Annotated in this window: 23 protein-coding genes; 6 read left to right on the top strand and 17 right to left on the bottom strand. The window is 42.5% G+C overall.

From position 1 onward, the window contains the following. Positions 1-12: 12 nt before the first annotated feature. The 4 genes from GO495_RS21110 to GO495_RS21095 all read right to left on the bottom strand — a co-directional run bounded on the left by GO495_RS21110 (position 13) and on the right by GO495_RS21095 (position 4,279). Positions 13-1,212, bottom strand: a complete 1,200-nt coding sequence (locus GO495_RS21110; protein WP_157301712.1) for a GTP-binding protein — start codon at positions 1,210-1,212, stop codon at positions 13-15. Between the two features lie 139 nt (positions 1,213-1,351). After that, positions 1,352-2,059 carry a LytR/AlgR family response regulator transcription factor gene (locus tag GO495_RS21105; RefSeq protein ID WP_157301711.1) on the bottom strand — a complete coding sequence of 236 codons (708 nt, stop codon included), beginning with the start codon at positions 2,057-2,059 and terminating at the stop codon, positions 1,352-1,354. Then, positions 2,056-3,081 carry a sensor histidine kinase gene (locus GO495_RS21100; protein WP_157301710.1) on the bottom strand — a complete coding sequence of 342 codons (1,026 nt, stop codon included), beginning with the start codon at positions 3,079-3,081 and terminating at the stop codon, positions 2,056-2,058. Before GO495_RS21100 ends, GO495_RS21105 begins: the two co-directional genes overlap by 4 nt. 19 nt (positions 3,082-3,100) lie before the next feature. Beyond that, positions 3,101-4,279: an acyltransferase family protein gene (locus GO495_RS21095; protein ID WP_157301709.1), complete on the bottom strand. Its 1,179-nt coding sequence runs from the start codon at positions 4,277-4,279 to the stop codon at positions 3,101-3,103. A gap of 288 nt (positions 4,280-4,567) precedes the next feature. Here GO495_RS21095 and GO495_RS21090 point away from each other — a divergent pair, with 288 nt between their 5' ends. From GO495_RS21090 to GO495_RS21075, 4 genes are all read left to right on the top strand, one after another. Beyond that, entirely contained in the window at positions 4,568-5,908 is a 1,341-nt protein-coding gene (locus GO495_RS21090) for a sigma-54-dependent transcriptional regulator (protein WP_157301708.1), read from the top strand. 164 nt (positions 5,909-6,072) lie between these two features. Then, entirely contained in the window at positions 6,073-6,432 is a 360-nt protein-coding gene (locus GO495_RS21085) for a DUF7674 family protein (protein ID WP_157301707.1), read from the top strand. Positions 6,433-6,579: 147 nt separating this feature from the next. Further along, a complete protein-coding gene (locus GO495_RS21080; RefSeq protein ID WP_157301706.1) occupies positions 6,580-7,167 on the top strand; it encodes a GNAT family N-acetyltransferase in 588 nt (195 codons plus the stop codon). Positions 7,168-7,355: 188 nt separating this feature from the next. Continuing rightward, positions 7,356-9,047 carry a HAMP domain-containing sensor histidine kinase gene (locus GO495_RS21075; RefSeq protein ID WP_157301705.1) on the top strand — a complete coding sequence of 564 codons (1,692 nt, stop codon included), beginning with the start codon at positions 7,356-7,358 and terminating at the stop codon, positions 9,045-9,047. A gap of 86 nt (positions 9,048-9,133) precedes the next feature. On the opposite strand, the gene GO495_RS21070 is transcribed toward GO495_RS21075, so the two are convergent. Beyond that, positions 9,134-9,883, bottom strand: coding sequence for a hypothetical protein (locus tag GO495_RS21070; RefSeq protein WP_157301704.1), 750 nt, complete (start codon positions 9,881-9,883; stop codon positions 9,134-9,136). Between the two features lie 236 nt (positions 9,884-10,119). On the opposite strand from GO495_RS21070, the gene GO495_RS21065 reads away from it, so the two are divergent. Next, a complete protein-coding gene (locus tag GO495_RS21065) occupies positions 10,120-10,794 on the top strand; it encodes an NAD-dependent epimerase/dehydratase family protein (RefSeq protein WP_157301703.1) in 675 nt (224 codons plus the stop codon). Between the two features lie 43 nt (positions 10,795-10,837). Here GO495_RS21065 and GO495_RS32225 read toward each other — a convergent pair whose 3' ends face one another. The 5 genes from GO495_RS32225 to GO495_RS21045 all read right to left on the bottom strand — a co-directional run bounded on the left by GO495_RS32225 (position 10,838) and on the right by GO495_RS21045 (position 14,056). Then, positions 10,838-11,539, bottom strand: coding sequence for a hypothetical protein (locus tag GO495_RS32225; protein ID WP_240915284.1), 702 nt, complete (start codon positions 11,537-11,539; stop codon positions 10,838-10,840). A gap of 100 nt (positions 11,540-11,639) precedes the next feature. Continuing rightward, entirely contained in the window at positions 11,640-12,470 is an 831-nt protein-coding gene (locus GO495_RS32220; protein ID WP_240915283.1) for a hypothetical protein, read from the bottom strand. A gap of 21 nt (positions 12,471-12,491) precedes the next feature. Continuing rightward, complete coding sequence (locus GO495_RS21055; RefSeq protein ID WP_157301702.1) at positions 12,492-12,689, bottom strand: hypothetical protein; 198 nt, start codon at positions 12,687-12,689, stop codon at positions 12,492-12,494. Positions 12,690-13,130: 441 nt separating this feature from the next. Beyond that, positions 13,131-13,766 (bottom strand): PAQR family membrane homeostasis protein TrhA, encoded by a 636-nt coding sequence (gene trhA, locus GO495_RS21050; RefSeq protein WP_205691297.1) that lies wholly within the window; start codon positions 13,764-13,766, stop codon positions 13,131-13,133. Between the two features lie 71 nt (positions 13,767-13,837). Continuing rightward, entirely contained in the window at positions 13,838-14,056 is a 219-nt protein-coding gene (locus tag GO495_RS21045; RefSeq protein ID WP_157301701.1) for a hypothetical protein, read from the bottom strand. A gap of 78 nt (positions 14,057-14,134) precedes the next feature. Here GO495_RS21045 and GO495_RS21040 point away from each other — a divergent pair, with 78 nt between their 5' ends. Then, complete coding sequence (locus GO495_RS21040; protein WP_157301700.1) at positions 14,135-14,677, top strand: DUF1415 domain-containing protein; 543 nt, start codon at positions 14,135-14,137, stop codon at positions 14,675-14,677. Positions 14,678-14,760: 83 nt separating this feature from the next. Here the strand turns inward: GO495_RS21040 and GO495_RS21035 are convergent, their stop codons facing one another. From GO495_RS21035 to GO495_RS21005, 7 genes are all read right to left on the bottom strand, one after another. After that, positions 14,761-16,119, bottom strand: a complete 1,359-nt coding sequence (locus GO495_RS21035) for a porin (RefSeq protein ID WP_157301699.1) — start codon at positions 16,117-16,119, stop codon at positions 14,761-14,763. A 333-nt stretch (positions 16,120-16,452) separates the two neighbouring features. Next, positions 16,453-18,054: a hypothetical protein gene (locus tag GO495_RS21030; protein WP_157301698.1), complete on the bottom strand. Its 1,602-nt coding sequence runs from the start codon at positions 18,052-18,054 to the stop codon at positions 16,453-16,455. 141 nt (positions 18,055-18,195) lie between these two features. After that, positions 18,196-19,056: an ROK family protein gene (locus tag GO495_RS21025; RefSeq protein WP_157301697.1), complete on the bottom strand. Its 861-nt coding sequence runs from the start codon at positions 19,054-19,056 to the stop codon at positions 18,196-18,198. After that, entirely contained in the window at positions 19,035-20,297 is a 1,263-nt protein-coding gene (locus GO495_RS21020; RefSeq protein ID WP_157301696.1) for an MFS transporter, read from the bottom strand. Before GO495_RS21020 ends, GO495_RS21025 begins: the two co-directional genes overlap by 22 nt. Before the next feature lie 8 nt (positions 20,298-20,305). Further along, complete coding sequence (locus tag GO495_RS21015) at positions 20,306-22,090, bottom strand: class I mannose-6-phosphate isomerase (RefSeq protein ID WP_157301695.1); 1,785 nt, start codon at positions 22,088-22,090, stop codon at positions 20,306-20,308. Beyond that, the gene (locus GO495_RS21010; protein WP_240915282.1) at positions 22,080-24,959 is read right to left on the bottom strand and encodes a glycoside hydrolase family 38 N-terminal domain-containing protein; all 2,880 of its coding nucleotides are present in this window, start codon (positions 24,957-24,959) and stop codon (positions 22,080-22,082) included. Before GO495_RS21010 ends, GO495_RS21015 begins: the two co-directional genes overlap by 11 nt. Positions 24,960-25,061: 102 nt before the next feature. Further along, positions 25,062-26,564 carry a RagB/SusD family nutrient uptake outer membrane protein gene (locus GO495_RS21005; RefSeq protein ID WP_157301693.1) on the bottom strand — a complete coding sequence of 501 codons (1,503 nt, stop codon included), beginning with the start codon at positions 26,562-26,564 and terminating at the stop codon, positions 25,062-25,064.

Raw genomic sequence — 26,564 nt, 5'->3', positions numbered from 1 at the left:
AGTGCAATTTCATCAGCAGGGAAATACGTCGCGGAAGGTATCTCCTCTTTCCATCGCAGCAATTTCGTTTTCATCACAGAGGCAGGTATCCAGTTCTCTTATAATAGTTTCTTTGTCTAATCCTTTACCGATGATGACGAGTTCATTTTGCCGGTCGCCAAATTGTTTGTCCCATTTTGCTTCAATTTCCTCTTTATTATCTAAGAAGGAAGCATAACGGAGTCTTTCTTTATAGGACATACTGCACCACCATACGCCTGCGCGTTCCGCTCTTAAGCTGCCTCCTGCCTGGCTCCAGTTGAGCGCATCGTCCTTACGGGAAGCTAACCAGAACAACCCTTTACTACGGATAATATTGGAATGCCAGTTATCATTGAGGTAGTTCCAGAAACGTTCCGGGTGAAAAGGGCGGCGACTGCGGTACACGAAGCTGCCGATACCATATTCTTCTGTCTCAGGCGTGTGATGTATTTTGCTGAGTTCTTCTATCCATCCGGCACTCTGACTGGTTTCTTCAAAGTCAAAGAGGTTGGTATTGAGGATATTTTTGAGTTCTACTTTACCAAAGGAAGATGTTACGATGTGGGCGCCGGCATTTAGTTTTTTTATTACAGCCGTTAGTATCCCTACTTCTTCAGAAGTCATTAAATCGGTTTTATTGAGGATGATGACATTGGCAAATTCTATCTGGTCTGTGAGCAGATTGACGATGGTCCTGTAATCCCCTTCCATATCAGTAGCCTGCCTGTCCTGCAATGTTTCAATGCTACTATAATCTTTTAAGAAATTAAATCCGTCTACTACGGTAACGAGCGTATCCAGGCGGGAAAGTTTACTAAGATCTGTTCCATTGGCCTCATCCTGGTAAGTAAATGTTTGTGCCACTGGTAAAGGTTCACTGATGCCGGAGCTTTCTATCAGCAGGTAGTCAAATTTCCTTTCTTTGGCCAGTTTCTCTACTTCTATCAGTAAGTCTTCACGCAGGGTGCAGCAGATGCAGCCATTGCTCATTTCAACAAGGCGTTCCTCTGTTCTGTTGAGGGTATTTTCATTTTTGATAAGTTGTGCATCGATGTTCACTTCACTCATGTCATTCACGATGACAGCCACTCTCATGCCTTCTTTGTTATGCAGGACATGATTGAGCAAAGTAGTCTTACCGGCACCGAGGAATCCACTCAATACCGTTACTGGTAAACGATTAGTTTGCATAATATGTAAGATTAACGGATCAGGCCTTTTCCGGATTTGTGAGGAACAAATATACTACATTATTGCAACAAAGTTGCAATAATGTAGTATATTTTAAACTGCTATCTAATTAATGCAGGCGTTTCGGTAAGGAGTTGGGTTATCTTTTAAGCATCCGGTTGTTCAATACTTTCATCAGCACATCCTCTTTCTGATATTTTGATACAGGGACCTCGAATTCTGCAATGTGCAGTACATTACCTTCTATAGCATCTATCTTATTCATAGCTACGAGATAGGATTTATGCGGCTGGACAAAATCCGCCACCGGCAATCTTTCCTGTATCATCTTTAATGTCAAATGTGTAATGACCTTTCTGTCTTTTATATAAATAGCAATATAGTTTTCCATTGCTTCTATGAAAAGAATATCCGCAGTACTGATCTTTTCCAGTTTGTTATCTGCTTTTACAAAGAAGTAATCTTCGGCGGCAGCCCCCTGCTGCTGCTGTTTGAAGTAATCATAAATCTTATTCGCAGATTTTAAGAACCTTTCAAAGGAAACAGGTTTTAGAAGATAATCCAGCACTTCCAGTTCATATCCCTCCATCGCATATTTCTCATACGCAGTGGTAAAGATTACTTTAGGTGGGTTCGTTAAGTTTTTCAACAGCTCTATACCGGACATATAAGGCATTTCTATATCCAGGAATAATACATCAACCTCTTGTTGTTTTAGCATGGAATTGAGTTCTATCGCATTTTCACAAATGCCTGTCAGTTCCAGGAAATCCACTTTCTCTATATATCCCTGTAATCCTTTTCTTGCAAAAGGCTCATCATCCGTTACTATACATTTTATCTTCATGCTGCTTTGATTATTAACGCTACTGTAAAATCCTTTTCAGTTTTATCTATACTGAAAGTATGTTTATCCGGGTATAAAAGTTCCAGTCTTCTTCTCAGGTTCTCCAATCCTATTCCTCCTACCCTCTCCAAAGGTATACTATCCGGGATATCATTTTCTATCCGGAATATAATATGATCATCCTGCAACAGTGTTTTGATACAGATCTTATAACCTCCTCCTACATATTTAAATGCATTTTCTACCAGGGGAAAGAATAATAAAGGATATACCTGCTGATCATTTAATAAAGGATCGAATTCTACTCTTAAAGATAATTTATCTGAGGCCCTTACCTTTTGAAGGCTGATGAAACTTTCCAGGTATTGAATTTCTCTTCTTACAGGCACCGTCTGTTCCTGATCGTATAACTGATAACGGAGCAGTTCGGAGAATCTTTCCACACTTCTTTTAGCCGCAGATACGTCTTCATCCATCTGGAAATAGATAGTGTTTAAGGCATTAAAGATGAAATGAGGATGCAGTTGTGATTTTAAGAACTTTAGTTCTGCCTGTAGCTGATCCGATACTACTTTTTCCAGTTTCAGCCTGTTGTTTACATAGGCTTCCAGGAAAGTGTTACTTCTGCTGATGCCGTAATAAATGATGCTATAGAGCGTTGGTATTATGTTGATATCTACCACATCATACCATTGTGCCCCATCATCGGTAAAAATGGCCACTGGCATTATGAAAATATTCTGAAAAATAAATGAGACAAGACAAATATATCCGAATTCTTTTAAAACTCTTTTATAGCTTAATTCCTTTTGCCATTTTGTATCGAAATATTTGTAAAGGCGATGTTGTACCCATATAAATGTATATCCCATTAAAACAGAGATAAACATTTCGAAAGAATTTGTCTGCCAGGGCCTTTGCCAGAACTTCATGCCGGTTACCGTATCCAGCAGCAGACGGATGGTAAAGTATATCAACAGGCCATATATGGCAGGGAAATAATATTTCCAGAATTTCTTCATGATAGAAAAATTACGATTTTTATATGACTGATTGTTCTTCCATCTGTATAACCGGCTGCTTATAGGTTAGTTTTTGTTTTGATTTCATACCAAATAAAAAACGTGCAATAGCATATGGCCTTATAAAGATATTGAAGATCCCCATGCTTAGTAAAAAGGTGACAATTACAGTAAAGATATATTTCATTCCAATCGTTTCAGTTGTCTGTACAACATAATAGGTGAGGATCACGATAATGGTCTGGTGTAATATATAAAATGGATAGACTGCCTGGTTGAGATAGTTTAATACCGGGTGTCTTTTATTAAGGTATCTCTTTCCATATCCTATAGCAGTGAATACCCAGCCCCATGCACAAACAACTCTTAATGCCAGGAAAATATAAGTACGTGGGTCTGTTTTCCAGTTTGTGATTGTATCCCATGGCTGAATATCATTCCAGCGAATATAATTGATGACGATGATGCTGGTGAATGCGATCATTAAAGAAAAACGGCGGTTCCTTTCCAGGCTGTCCATCAAACTGCTATTGGCAATACAGATAAACCCCGCCAGCAGGAAACATAACCAATAGAGGAAGTAACAGTAATCCTGCACTAAGTTATTGGTTTCGGGGAATTGTATAGTCATACTGCTATAGATAATGATAGCGGGAATAGCCAGCAGGTAGATCCGTTTCCCTTTCGCCATCCATTGCAGGGGTTTGTTTTTTGTTTTGATGATCCAGACGAATAAAGGGGCAAAAATAATGTCATAGATCAGCAGGTATAGGATGAACCAGAGGTGATGCCAGCTCATGTTCCCTTTGGGATAGGCTCCTGTAGTGAAGATGCTGGGATAGAAGTGCCAGAAGTTCCCTTTGAAGCCCTCGGTTAACCGTTCCATGTATACCTGTGGCGGAACGATAACCAGCATACCAAATACAAGCGGGATAAAGAGGCGGGTGAAACGCAGTCCTATAAATCCCTTACCGGTCCGGTTCTGAAGCATATAATAGCTGACCGTACCGGAGATGAAAAACAACAATGGCATCCGGAACAGGTGCAGCCATGCATTCATTTCCAATAACAGGTTGCTTGTTTCTTTATTCCTGATGTGCCAGTCCATTTCTGCGGCGTAAGGCATAGCGGAATGAAAGAATAAGACCCCAACGATAGCGAGAATACGGAGCCAGTCCAGGTATGATTGACGTTGCATCTTGTAAATTTTAACGTGAAATTATCCCTGAAGGAATATCCGTTAAAATAACTTTGACGTATGGACAGTTGCATAGGATGAAAGTACAATAACGCCATACAGGGGATGGCTATTAAACGGAACAGGTAGCGCCAGGAAGCCGTATGCATATAAAAGAATTTAGCACGAAACTATCATAGGATAATTTCGTGCTAAAATATGTTTGACGTATAGACAATTATCTTAGGCGAAAAAGTATAATAGCGGCATTTCTCTAACAAAACCTTAATTTTGGCGATAAATTATTTTATGCCCGGAAGTGTTCTGATTATAGATGATGAGGAGAAGCTGCGGAGCCTGATGAAAAGGATTATTACGTTAGAAGGATACCAGGTACTGGAAGCGGGAACCATCAAGGCAACACAAAAGCTATTGGAAAAAGAAGAGGTAGATGTTATTATATGTGATGTAAAACTACCTGATGGCAGCGGTGTGGATTTTTCCAGAACGCTGAAAGAAAAGCATCCTTCACTGGAAATTATCCTGCTCACGGCCTACGGAAATATCCCCGATGGCGTACAGGCGATTAAAAATGGCGCATTCGACTATCTCACCAAAGGAGACGATAACAACCGTATTATCCCCCTGCTGAACCGTGCCTTTGAAAAGGTACAGCTACAGAAAAGGATTGAGAAGCTGGAGCAACAGGTGGGCAGGAAATATAGCTTCGACAGCATTCTGGGTAGTTCCCGTGTGATCAAAGAAGCCATAGAGCAGGCCAGGAAGGTAGCTCCTGCGGATACTACCGTACTGTTACTGGGAGAAACGGGTACAGGGAAAGAAGTCTTTGCGCAGGCTATTCATAATAACAGCAAAAGAGCCGGTAAACCCTTTGTTGCCCTCAATTGCAGCGCCTTTAGCCGGGAACTGCTGGAAAGTGAACTGTTTGGTTATAAAGCAGGAGCCTTTACCAACGCCATACGGGATAAGAAAGGATTGATAGAAGAGGCCAATAACGGGACTATCTTTTTAGATGAAATAGGAGAATTGCCTCTTGATCTGCAAAGCAAGCTATTGCGGGTGCTGGAGACCAGTGAATTCATTAAAGTGGGTGATACCAAACCTACTAAAGTGAATGTGCGTATCATTACGGCTACGAACCGCGACCTCAAAGAGGAGGCGGGAAAAGGACAATTCCGGGAAGACCTCTATTACAGGCTGAATGTATTTGCCATCACCCTGCCTCCGCTGCGGGAAAGGAAAAAGGATATCCCGGTACTGACAGAATATTTCGTAGGGGTCTTCTCTGCCAAAACCAATCAGAAAAAACTGGCTGTCAGCGATGCTTTTATTGAAAAGCTACAACTGCATGAGTGGAAAGGGAATATCCGCGAGTTGAAGAACGTGCTGGAAAGAGCCGTGATCATGGCTGGCGGTGAGGAGCTGACTGTCGCGCATCTTCCTTTTGAGTTACAGACTAACGAGAAGCCAGTACATACTTTATCCGCGTTTGACCTGGCCAGTGTAGAGAAACTCCATATTATAAGAGTATTGCATCATACCAGGAATAATAAGACCGAAGCTGCTAAACTGCTGAATATCGGTTTAGCTACCTTATACCGGAAGATAGAAGAGTATCAGATATCATAATGATAAAGCCCTCTCAAAATGAGAGGGTTTTTTATTCCCCTTTACATCTGCCCCACCCTATACCATTTACTTAACCATTACTGGCATTGCATTACAGCCAGGCATACTGATTTATACAAAGAACGGGCATGCCATTGGCCTGCATATACTCAAATGATTTTACCATGAACCAGTATGAAGTATCAGCAGAAATAGCCGACGAAATCCCGGAAATACAAAAAGAGATTGTACGCGAACCTGTCTTCGGTAGCGTATATATGTCGCTCAAAGTATTGACGACCTACACCGGAAAGATGCTGCAGGACCATCAGTTGCGACAGGTTGAACGTTGCATGAAATTAGCCGACAAAATCTATAATAAAGGCAACAAGCTGGTAAAGACTGCTGTAGAGAATGTATTTATCTTTTCATTCTCTAATCTGCAGGGTGCCTGCACCAGAAGAGAATGGCAGGAAGTACAAACAAAAATGCCCGTAACACTTTTCTCTCTGTATATACAGCAAATCATGAAACCCGGAATCTGATACAAGTTGTTTTATTAAGTGCACTTGTGGAAACCAGACCTAAGAAAAACCGAAACCGATTAATTGTTGCTGTAAATGTCAGGTTATAGAGGTGTAACCAATGGCGGCTTAATAATTAAGTCGCCATTACCTTAAATATTAAATAAAATGGAAGATATAATAGTCAGAGTGGCTACAGAAGAGGACGAACAATTTGCAAAGATCATCACTGATGAAATGGAAGCGTCTGCCAAAGTACGTGGTACCGGCATAGCCAAACGTTCTCCTGCGGCCATCATAGAGAAAATAAGAGAAGGGAAAGCGGTGATTGCAGTAACGACTGGCAATACATGGGTGGGATTTTCCTATATAGAGATCTGGTCAAATGGAGAGTTTGTATCCAATTCAGGGCTGATTGTGAACCCCGCGTTCAGGGAACGTGGTGTCGCCTCTGCCATCAAACAACGTATTTTTAAGTTATCCAGGAAGAAATATCCTGCAGCTAAGATCTTCAGTATTACCACGGGACTGGCAATTATGAGAATGAATTCCCGCTTAGGTTTTGAACCCGTTACCTATAATGAGATCACCTATGAAGAGCGTTTCTGGAGCGCCTGTAAAAGTTGTCCCAACTATCATATCCTCGAAAGTAAATCCTTTAAAAACTGTATGTGTACGGCCATGCTGTATATGCCAAAGGGATCAACTGATAAATATAACTTCTTTGAAAAGCATGATACCGCCGTCGTACGCTAAAATTTAAACTGGCCATTGACCTGATTAATGTGAAAAGCGCAAATATTGCTAAAAGTATTATACATTCGGCGGAAGAAAAACATTACGACGATATGTATCGGTAAGTCTGATCTCAATCTGACGGGGGCTTTTACAATTGCCCGGTAAGTTGTCTGAATCGGATATCGATATTGTAATTTTATCATAACATGCGCCTGAAAACGAAGCTAAGTATAGGCATTGGTTTTTTATTTATTGCCATCCTGATCTCAGGCATCCTTGGCATTTTGTCTATCCATGTAATGAAGAATGATGCCCGCCTGATACTGGAAGATAACTACGAAACACTTGTTTACAGCAATAATATGCTGAAACTGCTGGATAAATTACTGGAAGATCCTACCGGAGTACAACTGTTTGAAAAGAACCTGAAACAACAGGAAGCCAATATCACAGAACCGGGAGAAGCCGCAGCTACAGCAGCTGTCCGCGAGATGTTCGAACAACTGAAACGTTCTCCGGGTAATGACTCTATACGTTCCGTTATACGACAAAAAATATACCTGATCAATACAGCAAACCAACAGGCGATTTTAAGGAAGAATAATGTAGCGGAGATGAACGCGAAGACTTTCAGCAACTGGCTGATGGTCATATTTGGATTGCTGACACTGGTCGCATTTACACTGGCTGTTAATTTTCCTGGTATTATCAGCGAGCCGGTGAAAGCGCTTTCCGATGGGATCAAGGCGATCGTCAATAAAGACTATTCCAAAAGGATCCAACTTTCCCAGCACGATGAATTCGGAGACCTTGCCCAGGCGTTTAATATTATGGCCGGGAAACTGGATGAATATGAACATAGTAATCTTGCTAAAATTAAATTTGAGAAGAGCAGGATAGATACTATTATCAACCAGATGAACGACGGGATTATTGGTTTGGATGAAAACAGGAGATTACTCTTCATGAATAAGGTTGCAGAGAAATTACTGGGATTAAAGGAAACGGAGATCATGGGACAGTATGCCCCTGATATAGCATTACATAATGACCTCATGCGCAACTTACTGCAGGACCATGATAAAGAGAAAGAACTGAAGATTTATGCTGATCAGAAAGAAAGTTATTTTCATCTTGACATCTTTAATGTAAACAATAATGAGAAGGTGATCGGGCAGGTAATTGTGCTGCGTAACATTACACCTTTCCATGAACTGAATGAAGCAAAAACCAACTTTATTGCTACTATTTCCCATGAGCTAAAAACACCTATTGCATCTATTAAGATGAGCGCTCAATTACTATCTGACAGTCGTGTTGGCGGTATGAACAAAGAGCAGGAAGAGTTAACAAAAAGCATCAATGATGATGCTGACAGACTGTTAAAGATCACCAGTGAATTGCTGAATATGAGCCAGGTGGAGACCGGGCATATACAACTGAAGATACAGCCTGTTCTTCCCGGGGTTATTATCAATAATGCTATCGATACAGTAAGTGTACCTGCGCAGCAAAAGAAGATTTCCCTGCTGGTGAAAGACAATTCTTCTCATGAAAAGATATTAACTGACCCGGAAAAAACGACCTGGGTGTTAACGAATTTCTTAACCAATGCAATTAAGTATTCTCCTGAAGACGGAGAGATCTTATTAAGTACCGCTGTTTTTGAAAATATGGTCCGGTTTACTGTGCAGGATCATGGCAGAGGAATAGATGAAAAATATCTTCCCAGGATATTCGACCGTTATTTTAAAGTACCCGGGTCTACGGATAAACAAGGGACCGGATTAGGGCTTTCTATTTCAAGAGAATTTATTGAGGCCCAGGGCGGACAGATCTGGGTGGATAGTAAACCGGGAGAAGGCAGTACTTTTGGTTTCAGTTTACCGAAACAATAGGGCGAATTCACGGCGCCGGATAACCTGCACCCCTTGAAGATAATGATAAAAAAAAACGGCCGGATGACGGCCGTTTTTTTTATCAGTTAATCCTTTTTATGTTCAACCGACATACTATTTTCAAATGCAGTCTTTATACGGTTGTCACTATCCTTATCCAGGTTAATGGTTAATTTCAGCTTACCCTCGTTGAAAGTGCCTTCAAAGTCGCCGATCTGCAGCTTGGTCAATACAACGTTGAGGTCTATCTTCAGATCCCCATTCAGGCTGATACCGGTCTGGCTTACTACTACGTCAGTTCCTTTAGCCCATAGTTCAATTTTCCCGATCATTACAATTTCAAGAGGGATGTCGGTTCCCTGCCAGGTGATGTGTCCCTTCATCAATACAGCAGGAACGATTGAGTCTCCTTCTGCACGGACGTAGACCTTCACTTTTTCAAAGGTCCCAAGTGGCAGCATCACAGTTCCGAGGGAAACGCTGTCCAGGATGTCGATAACCCGGTCTGTCTTAATACCGAAACTTATTTGGTCCGGCCCACTCTGTGCCATGAACTTCAGTTCCCGGAACCTGACCAGAATCGAGTCCCAGGTGAGATCAAACCTTAATGAAGGAATTGATGCGATGGATGGGTCGTTCATGATTGTACTCAGACGGCCCGCACCCGCGGCATCCGTAGTGACAGTCCCTGAAGGATTGACAGCGGTCATGCTGTAGGCTACTGTGGCCGCATCCTGGGGAGCCGCGGTAGATTTGGACTCCTGCTTGGAGCAACCTGAAAACATAAAAGACGCAACAGTCAGCATCCCAAAAAAGGGGAGGAAAAGCTTTTTCATGTGGAAATGGTTTAAATTTTTTAATAATTAGAAATGATCAGGAATTAATTGGCACTCGACAATCTAAAGACGCTGGTTTTTCAATATTCTTTTTGCATCAATTTTCATACCAGCCACGTTTTATACGGATAAACACCCATATACCCGGCCCTATGAATATTAATTGGCGTAATGTGGGGAATTTGTTGAGGATCAGGATGGACATATCCGGGTAGATATAAGTAAATTACAGCTCTATGAGCAAGATACACGTAATTATTACAGGAGCCACCGGCATGGTAGGCGAAGGTGTTATGCAGGAATGCCTGTTAAATACCGATGTAGAAGCTGTGCTGTCTATCAGCAGAAGACCTTCCGGTGTTGTACATTCTAAGCTAAAGGAGATCATACATCCCGACTTTCTCAACCTCTCCCCTGTCGAAAATCAATTAAGTGGTTATAATGCCTGTTACTTCTGCCTGGGCGTGTCTTCTATAGGTATGAAGGAACCGGAGTATACCAAAATGACATATACCTTAACGATGCATGTGGCGGAAACGCTGAGCAGGTTGAATAAAGACATGGTGTTCTGTTATGTATCCGGTGCGGGCACTGATAGTACAGAAAAAGGCAGGTCTATGTGGGCAAGGGTAAAAGGTAAAACAGAGAATGATCTGATGAAATTACCTTTTAAGGCAGTGTATAATTTCCGGCCTGGTTTTATGCATCCAGCCAAAGGCGCGAAGAACCTTCTGCCTGCCTACAAATATCTAAGCTGGATGTACCCGATACTTCACATTTTGTTCCCCGGGGCTACCTCTACGTTGAAAGAACTGGGACTTGCGATGCTGAGTGTAACGTTATATGGAAGTGATAAACATATCCTGAGCGTGAAGGAGTTTGTCGCACTGTCGAAAAAGATCAATCAGTAAATAAGAACTCCTGTTCGCAGAAACAAACAGGAGTTCTTATTTATCATGTTCTAAGCGTATCAGGTTTTAATCCAGAGAGTGCATTTGTCAGTTCTTCCTGTTGATGATCATTCATCGTACCTTTCATAATAGCATCCAATGCTTTTTGTCTGGATAATGTATCTATCATTTCGTTCTTTACCACAGCCAACAGTATATCAAATCTTTTTTCTACTCCCGGGCGCAGGTAACCATCCAGACTTAAGCGTACCAGTTCCCTGTCATTATCATATAACAAAACATCTTCCAGCGCAGTTACTACCTGCGGGTAAAGTTCTGCTACGTTAGCCAGAATACCTGCACAGGTTATTCTGAACGGAGAACCCGGCTCTGTTAATTCAGTACAGAATACATCCACCAGCTCCGGATGACGGGATACGGATAATGCTTTTACCTGGTTAAAGAGAATTTCCCTGAGAGATTCATCCCTTTCCTTTTCAAAGAGAGAGAGTACAGGCGCAAGAATGGTATCAATCTTTACTTTATTGATAAGCAGGCTCAATACCTTTTTACGTTGTCCCGTATTGGGTAACCCCGTGACACTATTCATCAACTGGCGGTTGATATATTCGTCCCTGCCTGCATAAGGGGCCAGCAGATCTGTTAATGTATTGAATTCTGCATCGTCAAACACACCGGGGTTAGCAGAGAACGCACCCGCTACCGCTTCCCTTATTTCAGGGATACGCATAACAGGTTTCAGCATGTTCAGCAAAGTAAGTCTTACTCCTGCCGAACGTTCTGTAGATAATAAACCTGCCAGCCTCTGTCAACTGTTCATTGCTGAGTTCAGGCAATTCATGTTGCTATTTCAGGGCGTTCTGACGCACGACTTCATCTCCATCCTGAGCAGCGGACCAGAACAACTGCGTGATGATGTCTGCATTCCATGGTTTTATCTTCCCTAAAGCTGTTAAAGCTTTATCGCGTGCATATGCATCATTATCAGTACGTAATATACCAATGAGCACAGGTGCGTACTCGATATTCAGCAGTTTTGCTTCTGATAAACGGGAAAGAATACGGAAACGGATACCCCGGTCGTTTTTAACATCCAGGTAAGGTTTCAGTCCTTCTACAATCTTTTCAGTCCATACAATACATTGTTCTGCCAGTTCCACGGCCTGTAACTGCAGTACGGCAGGCGAGTTAACGTTTTTCAGTAAAGCTGCCAGAGCAACTTCTTCTGAAACAGCGGGTAATGTGCTGATAGCATCCTGCACGACTATCCGTTCCTGTTCACTCAGGGACCCATCTGCGCTCAGAGAGATGAAGAAAGCCGCCAGCCGCTGGTCCTGGTGTAATCCATCCCGAAGACGGGTTAATAAGGATGTCCTGATATTCCGGTCCTTCTCTGTCTTAAACAGTTCCAGTAATGCATCGGACAAGGCATTGAGGTCGGTAAAGCGGGAAGTATTCAGTCCGGACATGAAGAACACTAATCTATCTTTCGTTTCCTTATCTTTTGTAAGCGGCAATACCTCCACCAATGCGGTCAATACTTCGGGAACATGCAGGTTTTGTGAAGCCAGTTGTATGATCTGTGCTTTTATCCCCTGTTCTGAATGAGGGCTTCCCAATACTTTACGAATCAATGCCGGCAGGGAATTCTCTGCCTTTTGTGTAGTGTTTTCCATTAAAGTCTTGCAAGGGGTATTTTAAATAGTTGTTATCGCCTCAATCTTTTCGATGGCAATGAAGCAACGTTTATTGTCGGTAGTTCTTATTTCTACAATTCCGGGATGGATATTGCTGACTATTCCACTCAGTACTGCGTTAGTAATGAATATATTAACTGGTTGCTGTTCTTGTTTATTAATCTCCAGCAAATCAGAAAAGAGGTTTACAGATGGCATAATTAATTGGATTTTTCACACGATATGATGTCCCTGAATGTCAAATATAACTAAAAAGAAAAAGCCTTCCATTTCTGGAAGGCTAAAGGGGGTGCAATCAAAGGTACATTGGTTTTCATGGACAAGTAAAATACAGTCAGCATACCTTGATATGCAGTCAGTTAAATAATAATGTCTTAGGTCTTTTATGGTGGAATCATTCGTTGTATGAAGATGACACAAATATAAGTTGAACCTCATATTAATAAAATACAACTAAGCGGCTATTTTTGTTAACATTGGACAATCCCCGCTACTGGCCTACGTTTAAGGCCGCGTCCGCTATTAGGTATTGATAATGATTAGGATAGTTTCTTTTTTTTCCTTATCTGCAGACGAATGAATTTAAATGACATAAGCAACAATCCCATTCTATATAACCTATTACGGGTAAAAACAATTCTACATCGCCAGTAATACAGCCACATAATGGCAAATGGCTGCGGCAAATACAAGTGAATGCCATACTGCATGTGTGTATTTGTATTTATCCCACACATAAAAGAATACACCAATAGAATACAGCCCACCGCCTACAGCCAGCAGAATGATTACAGGTAATGGCAGGTCAAGGAAGAACCTCTTTCCACCTACTACCATTATCCATCCCATCAATAAGTAAATAGCTGTGGAAACCATATTGAATTTACCTGTGAACCAGGTTTTGAACAAGACCCCGACAATGGTTAACCCCCATAATACAGATAAGAGGCTAATCCCGAAAGCATCATTCATATATATCAGCAGGAAAGGCGTATACGTACCTGCTATCAGGAAATAAATACTGATGTGATCAAAGATCTCGAAGATGTTCTTTAAAGCAGTTTCCTGGGAAAGATGATACACTGTAGAACAGGTAAACAACAACAGGAAACAAAAACTATAAATACCGGCCCCCACAACTCCCGGAACATTACCATGCGATGCGGCAAGTCCTGTTAAAACAGGTAAACCGCCTACCCCGAATATAATACCTGATCCATGAATCAGTCCATTGACAATCTCCTGTTTACGGCTGTATATTTTTGCTTCTTTCACGATTTAATTTTTTACAGCAGTAATATAGGATTTAATTCTATATCTAATTTATGACACGTAACTGATTGTCGTCATTTCTTCAGCAGATATGTATCAATTGCTACACCTATTGCACTGGTTTCCTCAGTCGCATTGTCCGTGCCAGCCTTGAACCAGTGATTAGCACCTTCATTATCCTGTTTCAATACCAGCTTTACGTCCCCTCCCACCAGATGAACGGTGAAATTGGCGGGGTCCTCCTGTTCTACCCAAACGGTGTCATTATTATAATCAATTTTAAAAGTATTCATATAGATTGTTTTCTATGTATACACAATCATTGGGCCGGAATGACATAAAGTTGGTTACACAATGTTACATTTGTAATTATGGGTGATGATCTTCAGATTATTGAACAAACTAAAACCTGGATCAAAGTAGTGGTAGTTGGTTGCAACTTCTGCCCATTTGCTGCCAGAGTTGTAAAACAACAGTCGGTCCATTACCAGGTCGAGCACGCTACAACTGTAAGTGCAGGTAAAGATGCCCTGCTGGAAGAATGCAAACGGATGGACCAGGAAGCCTCTATTGCCACCACGCTGCTCATATTCCCTCACGCATTTCCTTCGCTTGACGAGTATCTCGATTTTGTATTTAAATCAGAAAAGCTGATGAAACAACGGGGATACGATGGCATTTACCAGTTGGCCAGTTTCCATCCGTTGTACCAGTTTGCGGACACGAAAACCGATGATCCGGAAAACTATACGAACAGGTCCATATATCCCATGTTACATCTGTTGCGTGAGGATGATATTACCAAAGCGTTGGAACATTATCCTGATTCATCAAAAATACCGGAAAGCAATATCAATTTTGCAAGAGATAAGGGAGCGACTTACATGAAAATGCTGAGAGATAGTTGTATATAAAATAACAAAGCCTTATAAATCAGAAATTATAAGGCTTTTGTTATTGTCCTGTACGCAGGAATTCATAGGATAGGCAAGATCATTTATAATCTAAAAAGCAGTGCAAGAATAATTCTATCTTCAGATTTTACCAGGTCAGGTCTCCAATCTGCCGGCAACGGAGTAGTCGTATAACCATTAGGTGAAGTCACACCTCCCGCACCTGCAAAATAAGGCACACTTGAGTGTCTGTGTACATACTCTAAACGAAGGAGAAAACTTTGATTAGGCATCCAGTCCAGATTACTGGAACAGTCCCAGCCTTTGAACTGATCTCCCGGATTCGCGCTGAATGGATATTTCCCTTCGGTTTGAGTAGGATTATTAGGATCAGGTAATGGGCTTGCCTGACCGGTAGGGTACAACACCAGATAGCGTCCCGGATTCGTCATCACACCACCTCCGATTGTCCACGCAAATTTGTTTTTTGCAAACCAGATACGGTTATATATCATGGAGCTTAAAAAATATTGAGCTGGCCCTTTAGAGGAATCATTTTTAAAACCATTTACTCCCCCACCTTTTTCGAAGCCGAGATCACCGGTCAATGAAAAGGCCATTTTACTGATCCCTTTTGATTGAGGTTTATTATAATACCTTACAAGCAAGCTATTATCGGAATGAAATCTTTTCCTCTCCGGAAGTCCGGCAGCATCGGTACCGTAATAATCATTGGTCAGGAGTTTAAGATTGCTGTTCGGATTCCATGTGATATTGGCTCCCAGGCCCGGCATTTTATTGAACTTACCATAACTTTGCCAGCCATTAATGATCCATGGTTCGATCTTAAGCGTCTTTGAAGGGAAGATCTGAATACGCACTCCATTAAAAAACCAGGGGGTATTGTCGGATGTAAAAGATGCCTGGTATTCCCAGTTTTCCACCTGGTAGTATGAATTAAGCCCTATATATGACATAAAAAGCCCGGCGTCTACATTAATTCCATACCATTTATTGAAATGATACCCCACATATGCTTCACTTAAGTAGCGGTAAACATTCGCCAGCTGATATTGTCCTCTATATGGACTGAGATCATTTCTTGGTACTACATTCGATCTTGTTCCAAACTGCAGCATTACCTTTGCTCTTGCATTCTCATAATAAAAATCGCCACCAAGACTTAACTGAGACAACTGCACTTCATTATTGCGGGCCAGCGCAGTTGATCCTACTACCGTATTGTCATTAGGGTTATTAAATGAATGTGTATAGTTTATATCCATCATAACGGAGGGTACAAAATATTTCCCATGGAATACGGAAGAATCCCTCCGGTCACTTCCATTCTGCCAGTTTGTTTCAATTCCATCGAATGGTATTTTCGGACCTGTTGAATCTTGTGCCTTTACATAATCTGTGATGCCAATCAGAAAGATGCTTGCTAGTACTAGTTTTTTCATTATATCAGTTTTATTTAAGTATTACCCAGGTGACCATTGTAAAAGTTTTTCGCTTTACAATAAGAAGTGGACGGACACATGAAACCAAATGAAATGCCAGCAAGAAAATTTATAATTGTAATCATAGGGAATCAGCGCTATCAGGCTATTCCAGGAAGAGCTATTAATTTTGTACAAGATTATATGGGGTAAGGCCCTGTGTCAAAATGAAAGGGTTTTCTCAAAATGATAGGAATTATAGAGGATGGGGCTTCCTGTTTAAATAATTGCACGGGCAATTCCTTCCGGACAATGCCGGTTAAAGAAAGTTACAGCAGGAAAACCTGTAAGTGATCAGGGCCTGATCCATATCACCCTGGCACTCTTATGTTTTCCATTCCTTTCCACTTTCATCGTTACGAAGATATTATTATCCTTATCATAATCTGATACGGTAAATATGGCCATGTTATGGATATCCTGTGCCGGTTTGCCAAATATAAAACTCCTGACTGGCAGGTCGCTGTTTCCTTCCAGTAAATAATAGAAACCATCACATTCGCTCAGCGAGCGAACCGTTGTAAGACGTCCTTTTTTTATATTTGCTTCATTCTCTTCCACATCATTCAAGATCACATACTTTTTATCTTTCCCATCCAGGTACAGGAAAGATTTATACTGGTCGCCTTTCACCAGTTTCTGCGGCAGTGACACCCTGTCTGTCAGGTAAAAAGAAGATACTTCAAAGTAACGCATCGTCTGTGATTTAGGAATGAGGCTGCTGCTTAATTCCTTGCCGGTTACATCGAAGGTGGCCGTAGCTGCATTATCGAGGTAACAGTAAATATAAGTACCCCCATTTAAAGGCGTTACCACAGAACGGGTCAGTTCTTCGTATACAACTGAAAAGCCACCATCATTCTCAATGAGTAACTGTTGTGGCATACCGGTGAATACCTCTTTTTGCCCAAAAAGCTCCTTTTTACGGGCATTTGCTTTTTCAGGATATATGTTCACTTCCTTCTCCGCTTTTTGGGTATATGGGTCCAGGATGGCCAGGAAACCGGCATATTGGTCCTTTTTGTTGCCCTGGAAATGAGAAGCGCCCAATAAGAGCAGTTTTTTAGTAACAGGGTTGAATTTTACAGTGGCGCTGTCTATGATTTGCCCGTCTCTTACCGGTACGTCGTTCGCGATCATGTGATCCACACCTTTGTCGAGGTTGGACATTACCAGTTGTCCGTCTTTATAATCATCGGCGATCTGGTCATACGCATATCCAAAGATGCTTATTTTCTCTTCGCCCATTACTGCCATATCCAGGTAGTCGAAGAATCTGTAGCGAGGGAAAGGTGGTACGTAATATCCTTTGTTCACCACTTTATGCATCCTGTCGTACAACACAACTTCAATAGCCCTTCTATCGGCAGAATTATCATTGTTATGCAGGATGACAAGTCCGTAATAATCACTGTCGGGATCTTTGCGCAGGAAAAAGGAAGAATCCGGTCTGTATTCAGGGATGATGGACCTGAACCTTGAGGAGTACCTGTTTGCTTCTGCGATCCTGTCTGCGTCTTTCAGCTCTCCGGTACTGCCATCGATCTGTATGCGGTATAATACAGGTTGTTTATCATTGATTTCACTGATGAATAGTACGGCTTCTCCGGCAATTTCGAAGATACTGTTGATACGGAAACCTTTTGATCTGCCTCCCAATGATGGCTCCAGGTGTTTCTGTACTTTCCGGAAATGCTCTGCATCATAGATGGTTACATCAATCGTTTCATCCTGGGAGATATAGAGGCAAAGAGTATTGCCGTTTTTCATCTGAAGGATTTTGGCATAGCCAGATTCTGGTTCATCGAATACCGGGCCTTCAGCTACAACTTTAAATTGCGCGAAGGCAAATACCTGTAGTAAGGTAAAAAAGGATAATAGGGACAGCGTTCTCATTAGGCGATATGATATTCAGACAACCAAATATACTCTTTTTTAAGAATATTAGAAAGATATATCAAAAGCAGGATACACACATCAGCGCCTCTTTAGATATCAGGCGGCAATCGCATCAAGTGAGAAAGTAATTCTTCGGGGTTAAATAGTAACAGCGCCCAGGAGAGCAGCATTCTCATCAAGTGTTGACAATACAAAAGAGATATTCAATCCTTTTTCGTTCAGTCCTTCCTGCAATCCCGGATTAAACAACTGATATGTTTGTGCGATATTACCACCCAGGAGCACTCGTTCAGGTACTTTATCCAATGTGCTTAAAAACAAAGCGAGGTTAATACCAAATTCGTGAAATACAGTGGTGGTATATATGTCTGATGATAAAGTTATTTCTTTTACATTCGCTACCTGCCTGCCGCTTAATTCATGATAACGTTTTACCAGCCAGCGGGAACAGAAATAATCCTCTGCTCTTGCTTCCAAAAAGGGAAGATCAAAATAAGAACCGTCCCTTACGATGCCGTTTTCTGCAATGGCAGAACCAAAGCCGGTACCGAGCGTTAAACCTGTTACATTTAATTCCCCTTTCACAGCGCCGCCGAAAAGTTCTCCCCGTAGGAAACAACTGGCGTCATTGGCCATCTTTATATGCTGTGGCTGTATTTGTAAGGCAACCGCCAGCAGGTCCTTTACATTCAGTCCGTATAGCGATTCATATTTATGTAAGCCGGTAATGAATGAAATACCTTTCTCATAATCGAAAGGGCCCGGCATGGCGATGCCAATCTTATAAGTACCGGTGGCGGCAGCCATACTTTTCCTTATCACTTCCGCCCAGTTGCGGATGATATCCTCTGCACTGCCATTGGCATCTATATGAGTACGATAGTATGAACCTGCAATCAGTGCTCTGTTTTCCAGATCAATGAGCGCAGTGGTAATATGTGAGCCTCCTATATCCGCGCCTACTGCAACGGAATGGTTTAATGTATTAAGTTTTTCCAATGGCTTTGAATTTGTTCCAGGGATTTCCCCTTGGTTTCCGGAAGTAATTTATACACTGCAATAAATGCCAGTAAACAAAACAGCGCAAAGAACCAGAATGTTTCTGCAATACCCAGTGAATGTAATAACATCGGCGTTAACTGCCCTACTATCGTATCTGCTATCCACATGACCATGATGCTGAGAGATAATGCTTTTGCACGGATCCCATCTGGGAAGATCTCTGCTGCGATCACAAATTTTAACGGGCCGATAGAAAAGGCAAAGAATGCCAGGAAAGACAGTACACAAAGCAGTAACAGGATACCACTGGTCGCTCCCGTATAAAAACAGATGCCGGTCAGTATAAGGCTGATAGTGGCGCCTGCTGTCCCCCACAGGTAAAGGGGCCTTCTACCCAGACTGTCTACTTTCCAGATAGCGATGAGCGTGAACAATACATTGGCTGCGCCGAAAAAGAGCTGACTCAATAATGAATTGCTTAAAGTGATGCCTGCTTTTAACAAAATGGTTGGCCCGTAGTAAATGATAGCATTGATACCACTGAACTGTGAGAACAGGGGTAGCAATATCCCTATCAGTAACGCCCTGCGCAAGGCAGGTTCGAATAGTTGTTTGTAACCTGTATCTTCTGTTGCGGCCGGCCTTTCTTTCAGCCAGCGGGGACTTTCCGGGATGAGTGTCAATCCCAGCAGGAATAAAACGGCCGGCAGCATGCCTACCCCAAACATCAAACGCCATGTGCTGATATTTTCAACGCTTAGCTTTTGCAATAAACTGTTGCTGAGATAGGCGCTAAAGATCCCTATGGTGATGGCCAGCTGGTAAAAAGTAACCAGCCGCCCTCTTTTATTATCAGGTGCAATTTCCGAAAGATACAACGGTACTACACTGGAAGTAATACCTACTGCCATTCCGCCAAGTATACGCGCAATGACGATCAGGGAAAAGTCTGGCAGGAAAGTACATCCCAGTGCTGCCAGCAGGAAAAACAAGGCAGACAGGAACAATGTCTTTTTCCTTCCAAAACGGTCGCTGAGCGTACCGGAGAAAAGCACCCCGATGATACAACCGACCAGTGCAGAGGATACGAACCAGCCTTCCTGGAAAGAGGTAAGGCCGAACTGTTTTTGTACCAGTGGTAATACGCCTGAAACAACGGCCATATCAAAGCCAAACAGGAAACCGCCTAAGCAGGCTACCATTGTCGTTAGTACCAGTTTATCAGATTGTTGTTGCATGGAATCTTTTAACGTATACTCTTGAAAATATAATGTTCCTCTTTTAAAAATGCCTTAATCACTTTAGCCCTTCCTTTTCCTTTATTGCTGATCACACATTTTCCTGCTGCAGCGGGTATCACAAATGTTTCCGCATACTGGAAAACGGCTTGCCCGTTAATTGCTACAGCAGTACCTTCAACAAGCATCATTACAAGACAACAGCCATTGGTCTCTACCACTATCTCCGTATCAAATTCGAGACGGTGTACATCGTAGAAATGATCTGCGTGTGTAGGTACATGTATGATCTGCCAGTCTTTCCCTCTTTCTGTCACCTTTGGTACTGAGCGTAATTGTTTGGTTACTTCAGCACCCTGGCGACTAAAATCCAGGTTATTAAATGCATGTGCAATATTGATGGCCCTTGGGTTACCGTCCAGTCCCAGGCGGAGCCAGTCGTACATCTTAAAGGTAAAGATATACGGCGTAGCACTGATCTCCAGCACCATGTTATTAGCACCGGCACTATGTACGGTCCTATTGGGAATTAAGAAAAGATCATGTTTACCTGCTTTATGCTTTTGTACATATTGTTCAATTTCCAGGGGCTTGTTGTTATCCCTGCTGTCCTCCAGTTCTTTCCTGAATATACCGGCATCAATACCTTCCCGGAACCCAAGATAGACATAAGCGTCTTCTTTACAATCAAGGATATAATATGTTTCATCCTGTGTGATGGTTTCCCCAAAATGCTCTCTGATATAAGCCAGGGAAGGATGACATTGAATAGATAAATTCCCGCCATCAAATGTATCGAGGAAATCGAAACGGATAGGGAATTCATATCCGAAGATGCCGGCATGTTTACCAAGAATATTTTCGTGCTGTAAATACATCATCCATTCAAATGGTATTTCCAGTACGTTCCGGCTGCTCTCAAATAACACACCGTTTTCAGGTACTATCATTTCAAACGACCAGGCATAATTGACTTCTTCCTTGTTAAGTCCTGCTATATGTTCTTTCATCCACTGCCCTCCCCAGGCACCGGGTTCAAACCAGGGTCTTACTCTGAACACGGAACGGGTGAGATGATCAATACCCTTTTTCAGATCGGAAATCGTGATCCAGGTTAAAGTATCGTACCACTGCGTATCTGCCATGATCATGATCCTGTTCAGCAACGTACATTTGTATTCGTTCAGCACTACCCAGTCTACGAAATAAAAACGTTTGTACATTTCTGCATGTGCTGTAGTGGAATTGCTACCCAGATTTGTAACAAAACCGGCACGCATACGATATTGCAACTCATTTTTAGCAATCTCAAGGTATACAACGGGGCCTTGCTGATTCGTGAGTGCGGCGCCTGTACCCATTACAATTGTCAGGTCATAACCGGGACTCGCATGAATAGTTGTGGGGATGAAAAAATCACTTAATGTCAAGGTTGTTTTCGTTCCCCACACTTCACCTGGTTTCCCTATAAAGGGTGTTACCAGTCCGTCAATTACTGCGGCATCTTTATACAGGCTTTCTGTAAAGTGCCAATGAACATTCACATGCAATCTTTTAAATTCTTCGTCCAGCGCATCATAGATGACAGGCCACAATACACCGGCATAACCATCTATCAATACTATATACTGTGTGCTCATCCATTTGGCCAGACCCGTATATCCTTCATGGATCTTACCTTCTTCCAATGCATGAACAGGGTAAATATCATATCCTTTTTGCTGCTGGTCCTCCGCTATATGAACAGGTAGTAAAGGTTGCGCGGAGTTACGCCATTCTGTATTAGTTTTCATTGCTCTTGTTAGTTGCCACACGAATCATTATCACACCTCTGCCAGGTATATCGAATGTGTTGTTGAGAGTATTTTTATCTTCTTCCAGCAAATTGCTTTCCCATACATTCAGTTTGTTCTTACCTGTTAAGGTAACGCTGGCTGGTTCATCCTGTACATTTACCAGTTGCAGTAATACCCCCCTGCCATCCCTGGCCGGGTTTATATTCTCTACATAAACATTCTTTGCGTTGATATTGAAAAACAGGGATTCTTCTGCCGGACCGGCAGCAGGCGTCACTACCAGTGGCTGATGATTCTCCAGTCCGCAACGGTTAGCCTGCTCTGCACTATAGGCATTATGCGCCTGCATATAATAATGGAAAGTAGTGATACCCTCCTGGTCTCTTCGGAAATTGGTATGCCAGAGGTTGTTCATCACCCAGGAAGAGATAACCGGTTGCTGCTCCGTGAACTGAAGCCAGTATTTAGGATCATCCAGACTACCCAGTAATCCGCCTGTAGTATACTGGCCGATTTCAAATAAAGGAGCATCCGGACTAGACCAGGTAATGCCAAAGTCTTTGTTGGAAACATCCACCCATCTCTGCATCGTATACCAGTTCCTGTTAGCATGTTTCAACTGGTCTGCTTCAGCGTTGATACTTCCCCACGGAATGCTATACCTCACCTGTGCGGCCGGTACGCGGAAAGGGAATGCAAAGTGAACGCTTTCTTTATCACCAATGGCTTTTTTATCAATAGTATTGATCAGTTCTATATTATCAATACCTGCTGCTAATCTTATTTCACGGGTAAGACTGTTCGCTCCGGGAGCTGAAGAAGATACCAGCAGGCTGGCAACCAGCGGGCCTTTTTCTTTGATACTGATAGTAGCATCGCCGGCATACTGAATCTTATCCAGGGCATCGTCCGGTAAGTAAGTATATTGATTGAGACCTGTAGAATCGGCAAGGTTAGGGGTATAACCCTTCTTTTGTAATTGAACGATATTACCGGTTTTAGTATCCAGCGTTATAGTGTAGATACCATTCTGTAAACTGTTCTCTTTTACTGTTGCATGAGTAGTTGAATAAGCAGCTCCTTTCTGAATAGTAAAGCGTTGTTTTGAGTAAGCAGGAAAGTGTTCCACTACGAAAGCCAGCTCTCCTGTAGATAAACGCTGGGAAGGGATCTTTTTACCTTTATTATCTTTTACCAGGTCTCCCGCGGTACTTTGTGCAGCAGGAATAAGGACAAGTCCTGCGCGTTCTGCAGACAGTGTATTGTATACGTCTATAGAATTGGGAATGTCCCCGCCTTTTACAGCATCCGCCAGCAACGCTTCTGTCTGTGCTTTACCATTCAATGCAAACGCCTGTTTGTACATCCATTGGGAAACGACTTTCGGGTCTTTCGGATGAGACACACTGTTATAGGCGCCCCAGGTATGTTCGTTAAACATCACAATGTTCGTCCACGCTTTATCAAAGGCATCAGCAGGATACGCCTGTTTACCACGTATTGCCCAGATAGCACCTGCCTGTTGTAAACGATCAGAAGCATTCCTGTTAATGCCCGTTTCCCTTGCTCCGGAAGCAATACCATCGGTCCAGTATTCGGTGTAATCTCCGGAAACTTCCGGGATCTGATCTTTATAAGTAGATTCAAAGTCCTGGAAGAACTGTTTCACGGAAGTAATGATCAGTCGCGGTGAGGCATAACGTTCATTCCATGCCTTTACGGCATCCGGTAATTCAGGATCTATAGGTGCATTATCACTCATTGCCCAGGTGAGCAATGTCATATTGTAAGGAAAGTTCTTCTGGTCCAGTTTTGCCAGGTAGTTAAAGAGATAAGGGTTGAGGAAATTATCCGAAGGCTTACCCGTATAAAAAGGTTTGGGGTCTTCTTTTGTAAAGAAATTAGGGATCTTGCTACCCTTCAGCGCATAACCAACAGAATAGGGAGAAGATTGCCAGAAAAGCAGCTTTTGTTTACCTGAAGGGGAAGTCCAGTAAAATGGCTTATCCCGCCATGAATCTGCGGTGCCGATACGATCGGACGCATTAGGTGCACTGAGGAAATATTTGATACCTGTAATATCGGCCTGACTTGACAATCCCCAGGAAGAACCGGGAACATCCCCCTGGAACATTGACTGTATCTGTATACCATGCTCTTTTGCAAGACGGGTACCCGTGGCGAACATATGCATCAACTGAGCAGGACTGGTAGCACTGGTATTGATATTACCATAAGCAGCATCCAGGTTGATCCATCCTTTCTTAACAGCATCCCAGAAAATCCGTTTCTTTTCCTCATCAGCACGAGCCAGGTAATTGTCTACTACCCATATGGCTTCTGTATTCCATTTAAAACGGGCTTCAGCAGGATAGTTCTCGGAATGTTGTCCGATCCTGATAGCCTCGTCTATGTTATTCATGTGAATGGCCAGCACTTTCTCCTGTACATTGGTATAACCTACGTCTACATGAGAATGCGGCATGATGTACACATTCCATTTACGGGTGGGTGATACCATACAGCGGGCCGTGTAAATCCGTCCGTTTGCCTCATAGCGGATACTTAATTGCGTATCTTCTTTTACCGGTGCACCAGGAATGGCCAGTTCGTAGTATGTTAGCCCGGTATCGCTGGCAGCTATATCCAGACTGTCCCGTAAGCCATTAAAAGAAAGCCGGACCTTACCAGGAGAATAGCTGTTACCACCATGAAACAGCAGCCGGACCATCCGGCTTTCTGCTCCTTTATATTTAAGGTAGGCAACAGTAGGTTGCAGTTCTATGGAGGTGAATGATTCTTTTACCTGTTGTCCGTAAGCCCCCAGGCAAAATAAACAGCTGTACAATAACATCTTTATTCTCATAAAAATCCTTCTATGTACAAACATATATACATAACCTCAGGAATGCAAATAAAATTCTCCCGGAAAGGTCCGGCCTTTATCTAACTAATTATATATCAATTCCTAAAAACCAGTATTATTAGGCAACACGTTAGGATTGACATCGCTTTCCTGTTTGGGGACCGGGAATAACAACTGTTTTTCGGCGAATGTTCCGCCGAAAACGGTAGTATGTCCTACAAAGTTATCCCAGGCACCTGTCACGTCATTATGTACTTTCCGGGTACGGATCATATCAAACCACATTTTGTTCTCATAACACAGTTCAAAGTAGCGTTCCAGCCATACTTCCTGTTCAAAGGCATCCTGAGACAGGGTTCCTATTGGCGCCAGGGTTGCACGGGCACGGATGGCGTTTACATAACCGATAGCCGCGGCATTGGGAGCTCCTTCTGCACGGTTGGAAGCCTCAGCATACATCAGGTATACATCTGCCAGACGGTATAATGTGAAGTTGAGATCGGACTTTGCCGTATTGGTCACAGCATTCACATCAAACCATTTATAGATGTACGGGCCACTGAATGTTTTGATCCCGGAACCATTGATCTTGTTATAGCTTGTATAAAAGAACTGTTTCTCTGCCACCCTTTTATCTCCGGCAGGGAATGAAGCTATGAACTGTGGTGTCGGGTACACAGAGCCATATTCATCCGAATACTTGGAAATACCTGCATAGTTTGGAATAGTCAGGGAAGTAAGCGGGTTTGTAGATGGAACAGAAGCCGCATACTGTACCTGGAAAATAAACTCACCTGTATTTTTATTAGCAGGGTTGATCATATCTGTATAATTCGGGAACAGTGAATAACCACCATTCTGAATAACTGCCAGGGAACGCTTGGCTGATTCTGCATAAAATTCCTGTCCGCCATTGATAGCAGCACCTGCATAAGTAAGATATACATCTGCGAGGATAGATTTTACTGCGCTCATGGATACACCACCGGTAGTATTGGACCATGACAGGGTAGATTTTTCTGCTTCCAGCAGATCAGGTATGATGATACTGTCATAGATCGCTTTGGCAGGAGTACGGTGCAGATTCAGGTCCAGTGTCGTAGGCACGGTTGTTACCTTGGGCACCGCTCCATACATCCTTACCAGATAGAAATAATACAATGCCCGTAATGTATGCGCTTCTGCCAGCATATTGGTTTTAGCGGTGTCTGTTACAGAACTGATGGGAGGAATACTTTGCAATGCAAGATTACAGGCACCTACTCCCAGGTATAAATGTTGCCACCAGGTGTCTACATAAAAGGAAGTGGCATTATAGCTCAGGTTCTGAAAATTGACAAAGCCGGTTTGTCCAAGGTCACTATTCGCCTTACCGGTCATAAATTCCATCAGGTTGTAAGTATTACCACCATAAGAACCGCTCTGACCATTTAAAAAGCCCTGCAGATCGGTATAACAACCATTCGCAAAAGCGCGTGCTACCTTAGCGCTGGAAAGGTTTGCGTCCGGAGGTATAAAACTGGTAGGATGTTCTTCCAGGAACTTTTTACAGGAGAAGTTCAGCAGAATCAACGCTGCTATAATTATATATTTTGACGTCTTCAT

The sequence above is a fragment of the Chitinophaga oryziterrae genome (assembly GCF_009758125.1).
Classification (GTDB): Bacteria; Bacteroidota; Bacteroidia; order Chitinophagales; family Chitinophagaceae; genus Chitinophaga; species Chitinophaga oryziterrae.
Note: the sequence above shows the minus strand (reverse complement) of the source record. Positions and strands in the feature narration are given on the sequence as shown.

Excerpts from the sequence above, each read along its gene's own strand:
- GO495_RS21110 (WP_157301712.1), bottom strand. The coding sequence starts at position 1,212 with ATGCAAACTAATCGTTTACCAGTAACGGTATTGAGTGGATTCCTCGGT.
- GO495_RS21105 (WP_157301711.1), bottom strand. The coding sequence starts at position 2,059 with ATGAAGATAAAATGTATAGTAACGGATGATGAGCCTTTTGCAAGAAAA.
- GO495_RS21100 (WP_157301710.1), bottom strand. The coding sequence starts at position 3,081 with ATGAAGAAATTCTGGAAATATTATTTCCCTGCCATATATGGCCTGTTG.
- GO495_RS21095 (WP_157301709.1), bottom strand. The coding sequence starts at position 4,279 with ATGCAACGTCAATCATACCTGGACTGGCTCCGTATTCTCGCTATCGTT.
- GO495_RS21090 (WP_157301708.1), top strand. The coding sequence starts at position 4,568 with ATGCCCGGAAGTGTTCTGATTATAGATGATGAGGAGAAGCTGCGGAGC.
- GO495_RS21085 (WP_157301707.1), top strand. The coding sequence starts at position 6,073 with ATGAACCAGTATGAAGTATCAGCAGAAATAGCCGACGAAATCCCGGAA.
- GO495_RS21080 (WP_157301706.1), top strand. The coding sequence starts at position 6,580 with ATGGAAGATATAATAGTCAGAGTGGCTACAGAAGAGGACGAACAATTT.
- GO495_RS21075 (WP_157301705.1), top strand. The coding sequence starts at position 7,356 with ATGCGCCTGAAAACGAAGCTAAGTATAGGCATTGGTTTTTTATTTATT.
- GO495_RS21070 (WP_157301704.1), bottom strand. The coding sequence starts at position 9,883 with ATGAAAAAGCTTTTCCTCCCCTTTTTTGGGATGCTGACTGTTGCGTCT.
- GO495_RS21065 (WP_157301703.1), top strand. The coding sequence starts at position 10,120 with ATGAGCAAGATACACGTAATTATTACAGGAGCCACCGGCATGGTAGGC.
- GO495_RS32225 (WP_240915284.1), bottom strand. The coding sequence starts at position 11,539 with ATGCTGAAACCTGTTATGCGTATCCCTGAAATAAGGGAAGCGGTAGCG.
- GO495_RS32220 (WP_240915283.1), bottom strand. The coding sequence starts at position 12,470 with ATGGAAAACACTACACAAAAGGCAGAGAATTCCCTGCCGGCATTGATT.
- GO495_RS21055 (WP_157301702.1), bottom strand. The coding sequence starts at position 12,689 with ATGCCATCTGTAAACCTCTTTTCTGATTTGCTGGAGATTAATAAACAA.
- GO495_RS21045 (WP_157301701.1), bottom strand. The coding sequence starts at position 14,056 with ATGAATACTTTTAAAATTGATTATAATAATGACACCGTTTGGGTAGAA.
- GO495_RS21040 (WP_157301700.1), top strand. The coding sequence starts at position 14,135 with ATGGGTGATGATCTTCAGATTATTGAACAAACTAAAACCTGGATCAAA.
- GO495_RS21035 (WP_157301699.1), bottom strand. The coding sequence starts at position 16,119 with ATGAAAAAACTAGTACTAGCAAGCATCTTTCTGATTGGCATCACAGAT.
- GO495_RS21030 (WP_157301698.1), bottom strand. The coding sequence starts at position 18,054 with ATGAGAACGCTGTCCCTATTATCCTTTTTTACCTTACTACAGGTATTT.
- GO495_RS21020 (WP_157301696.1), bottom strand. The coding sequence starts at position 20,297 with ATGCAACAACAATCTGATAAACTGGTACTAACGACAATGGTAGCCTGC.
- GO495_RS21015 (WP_157301695.1), bottom strand. The coding sequence starts at position 22,090 with ATGAAAACTAATACAGAATGGCGTAACTCCGCGCAACCTTTACTACCT.
- GO495_RS21010 (WP_240915282.1), bottom strand. The coding sequence starts at position 24,959 with ATGAGAATAAAGATGTTATTGTACAGCTGTTTATTTTGCCTGGGGGCT.
- GO495_RS21005 (WP_157301693.1), bottom strand. The coding sequence starts at position 26,564 with ATGAAGACGTCAAAATATATAATTATAGCAGCGTTGATTCTGCTGAAC.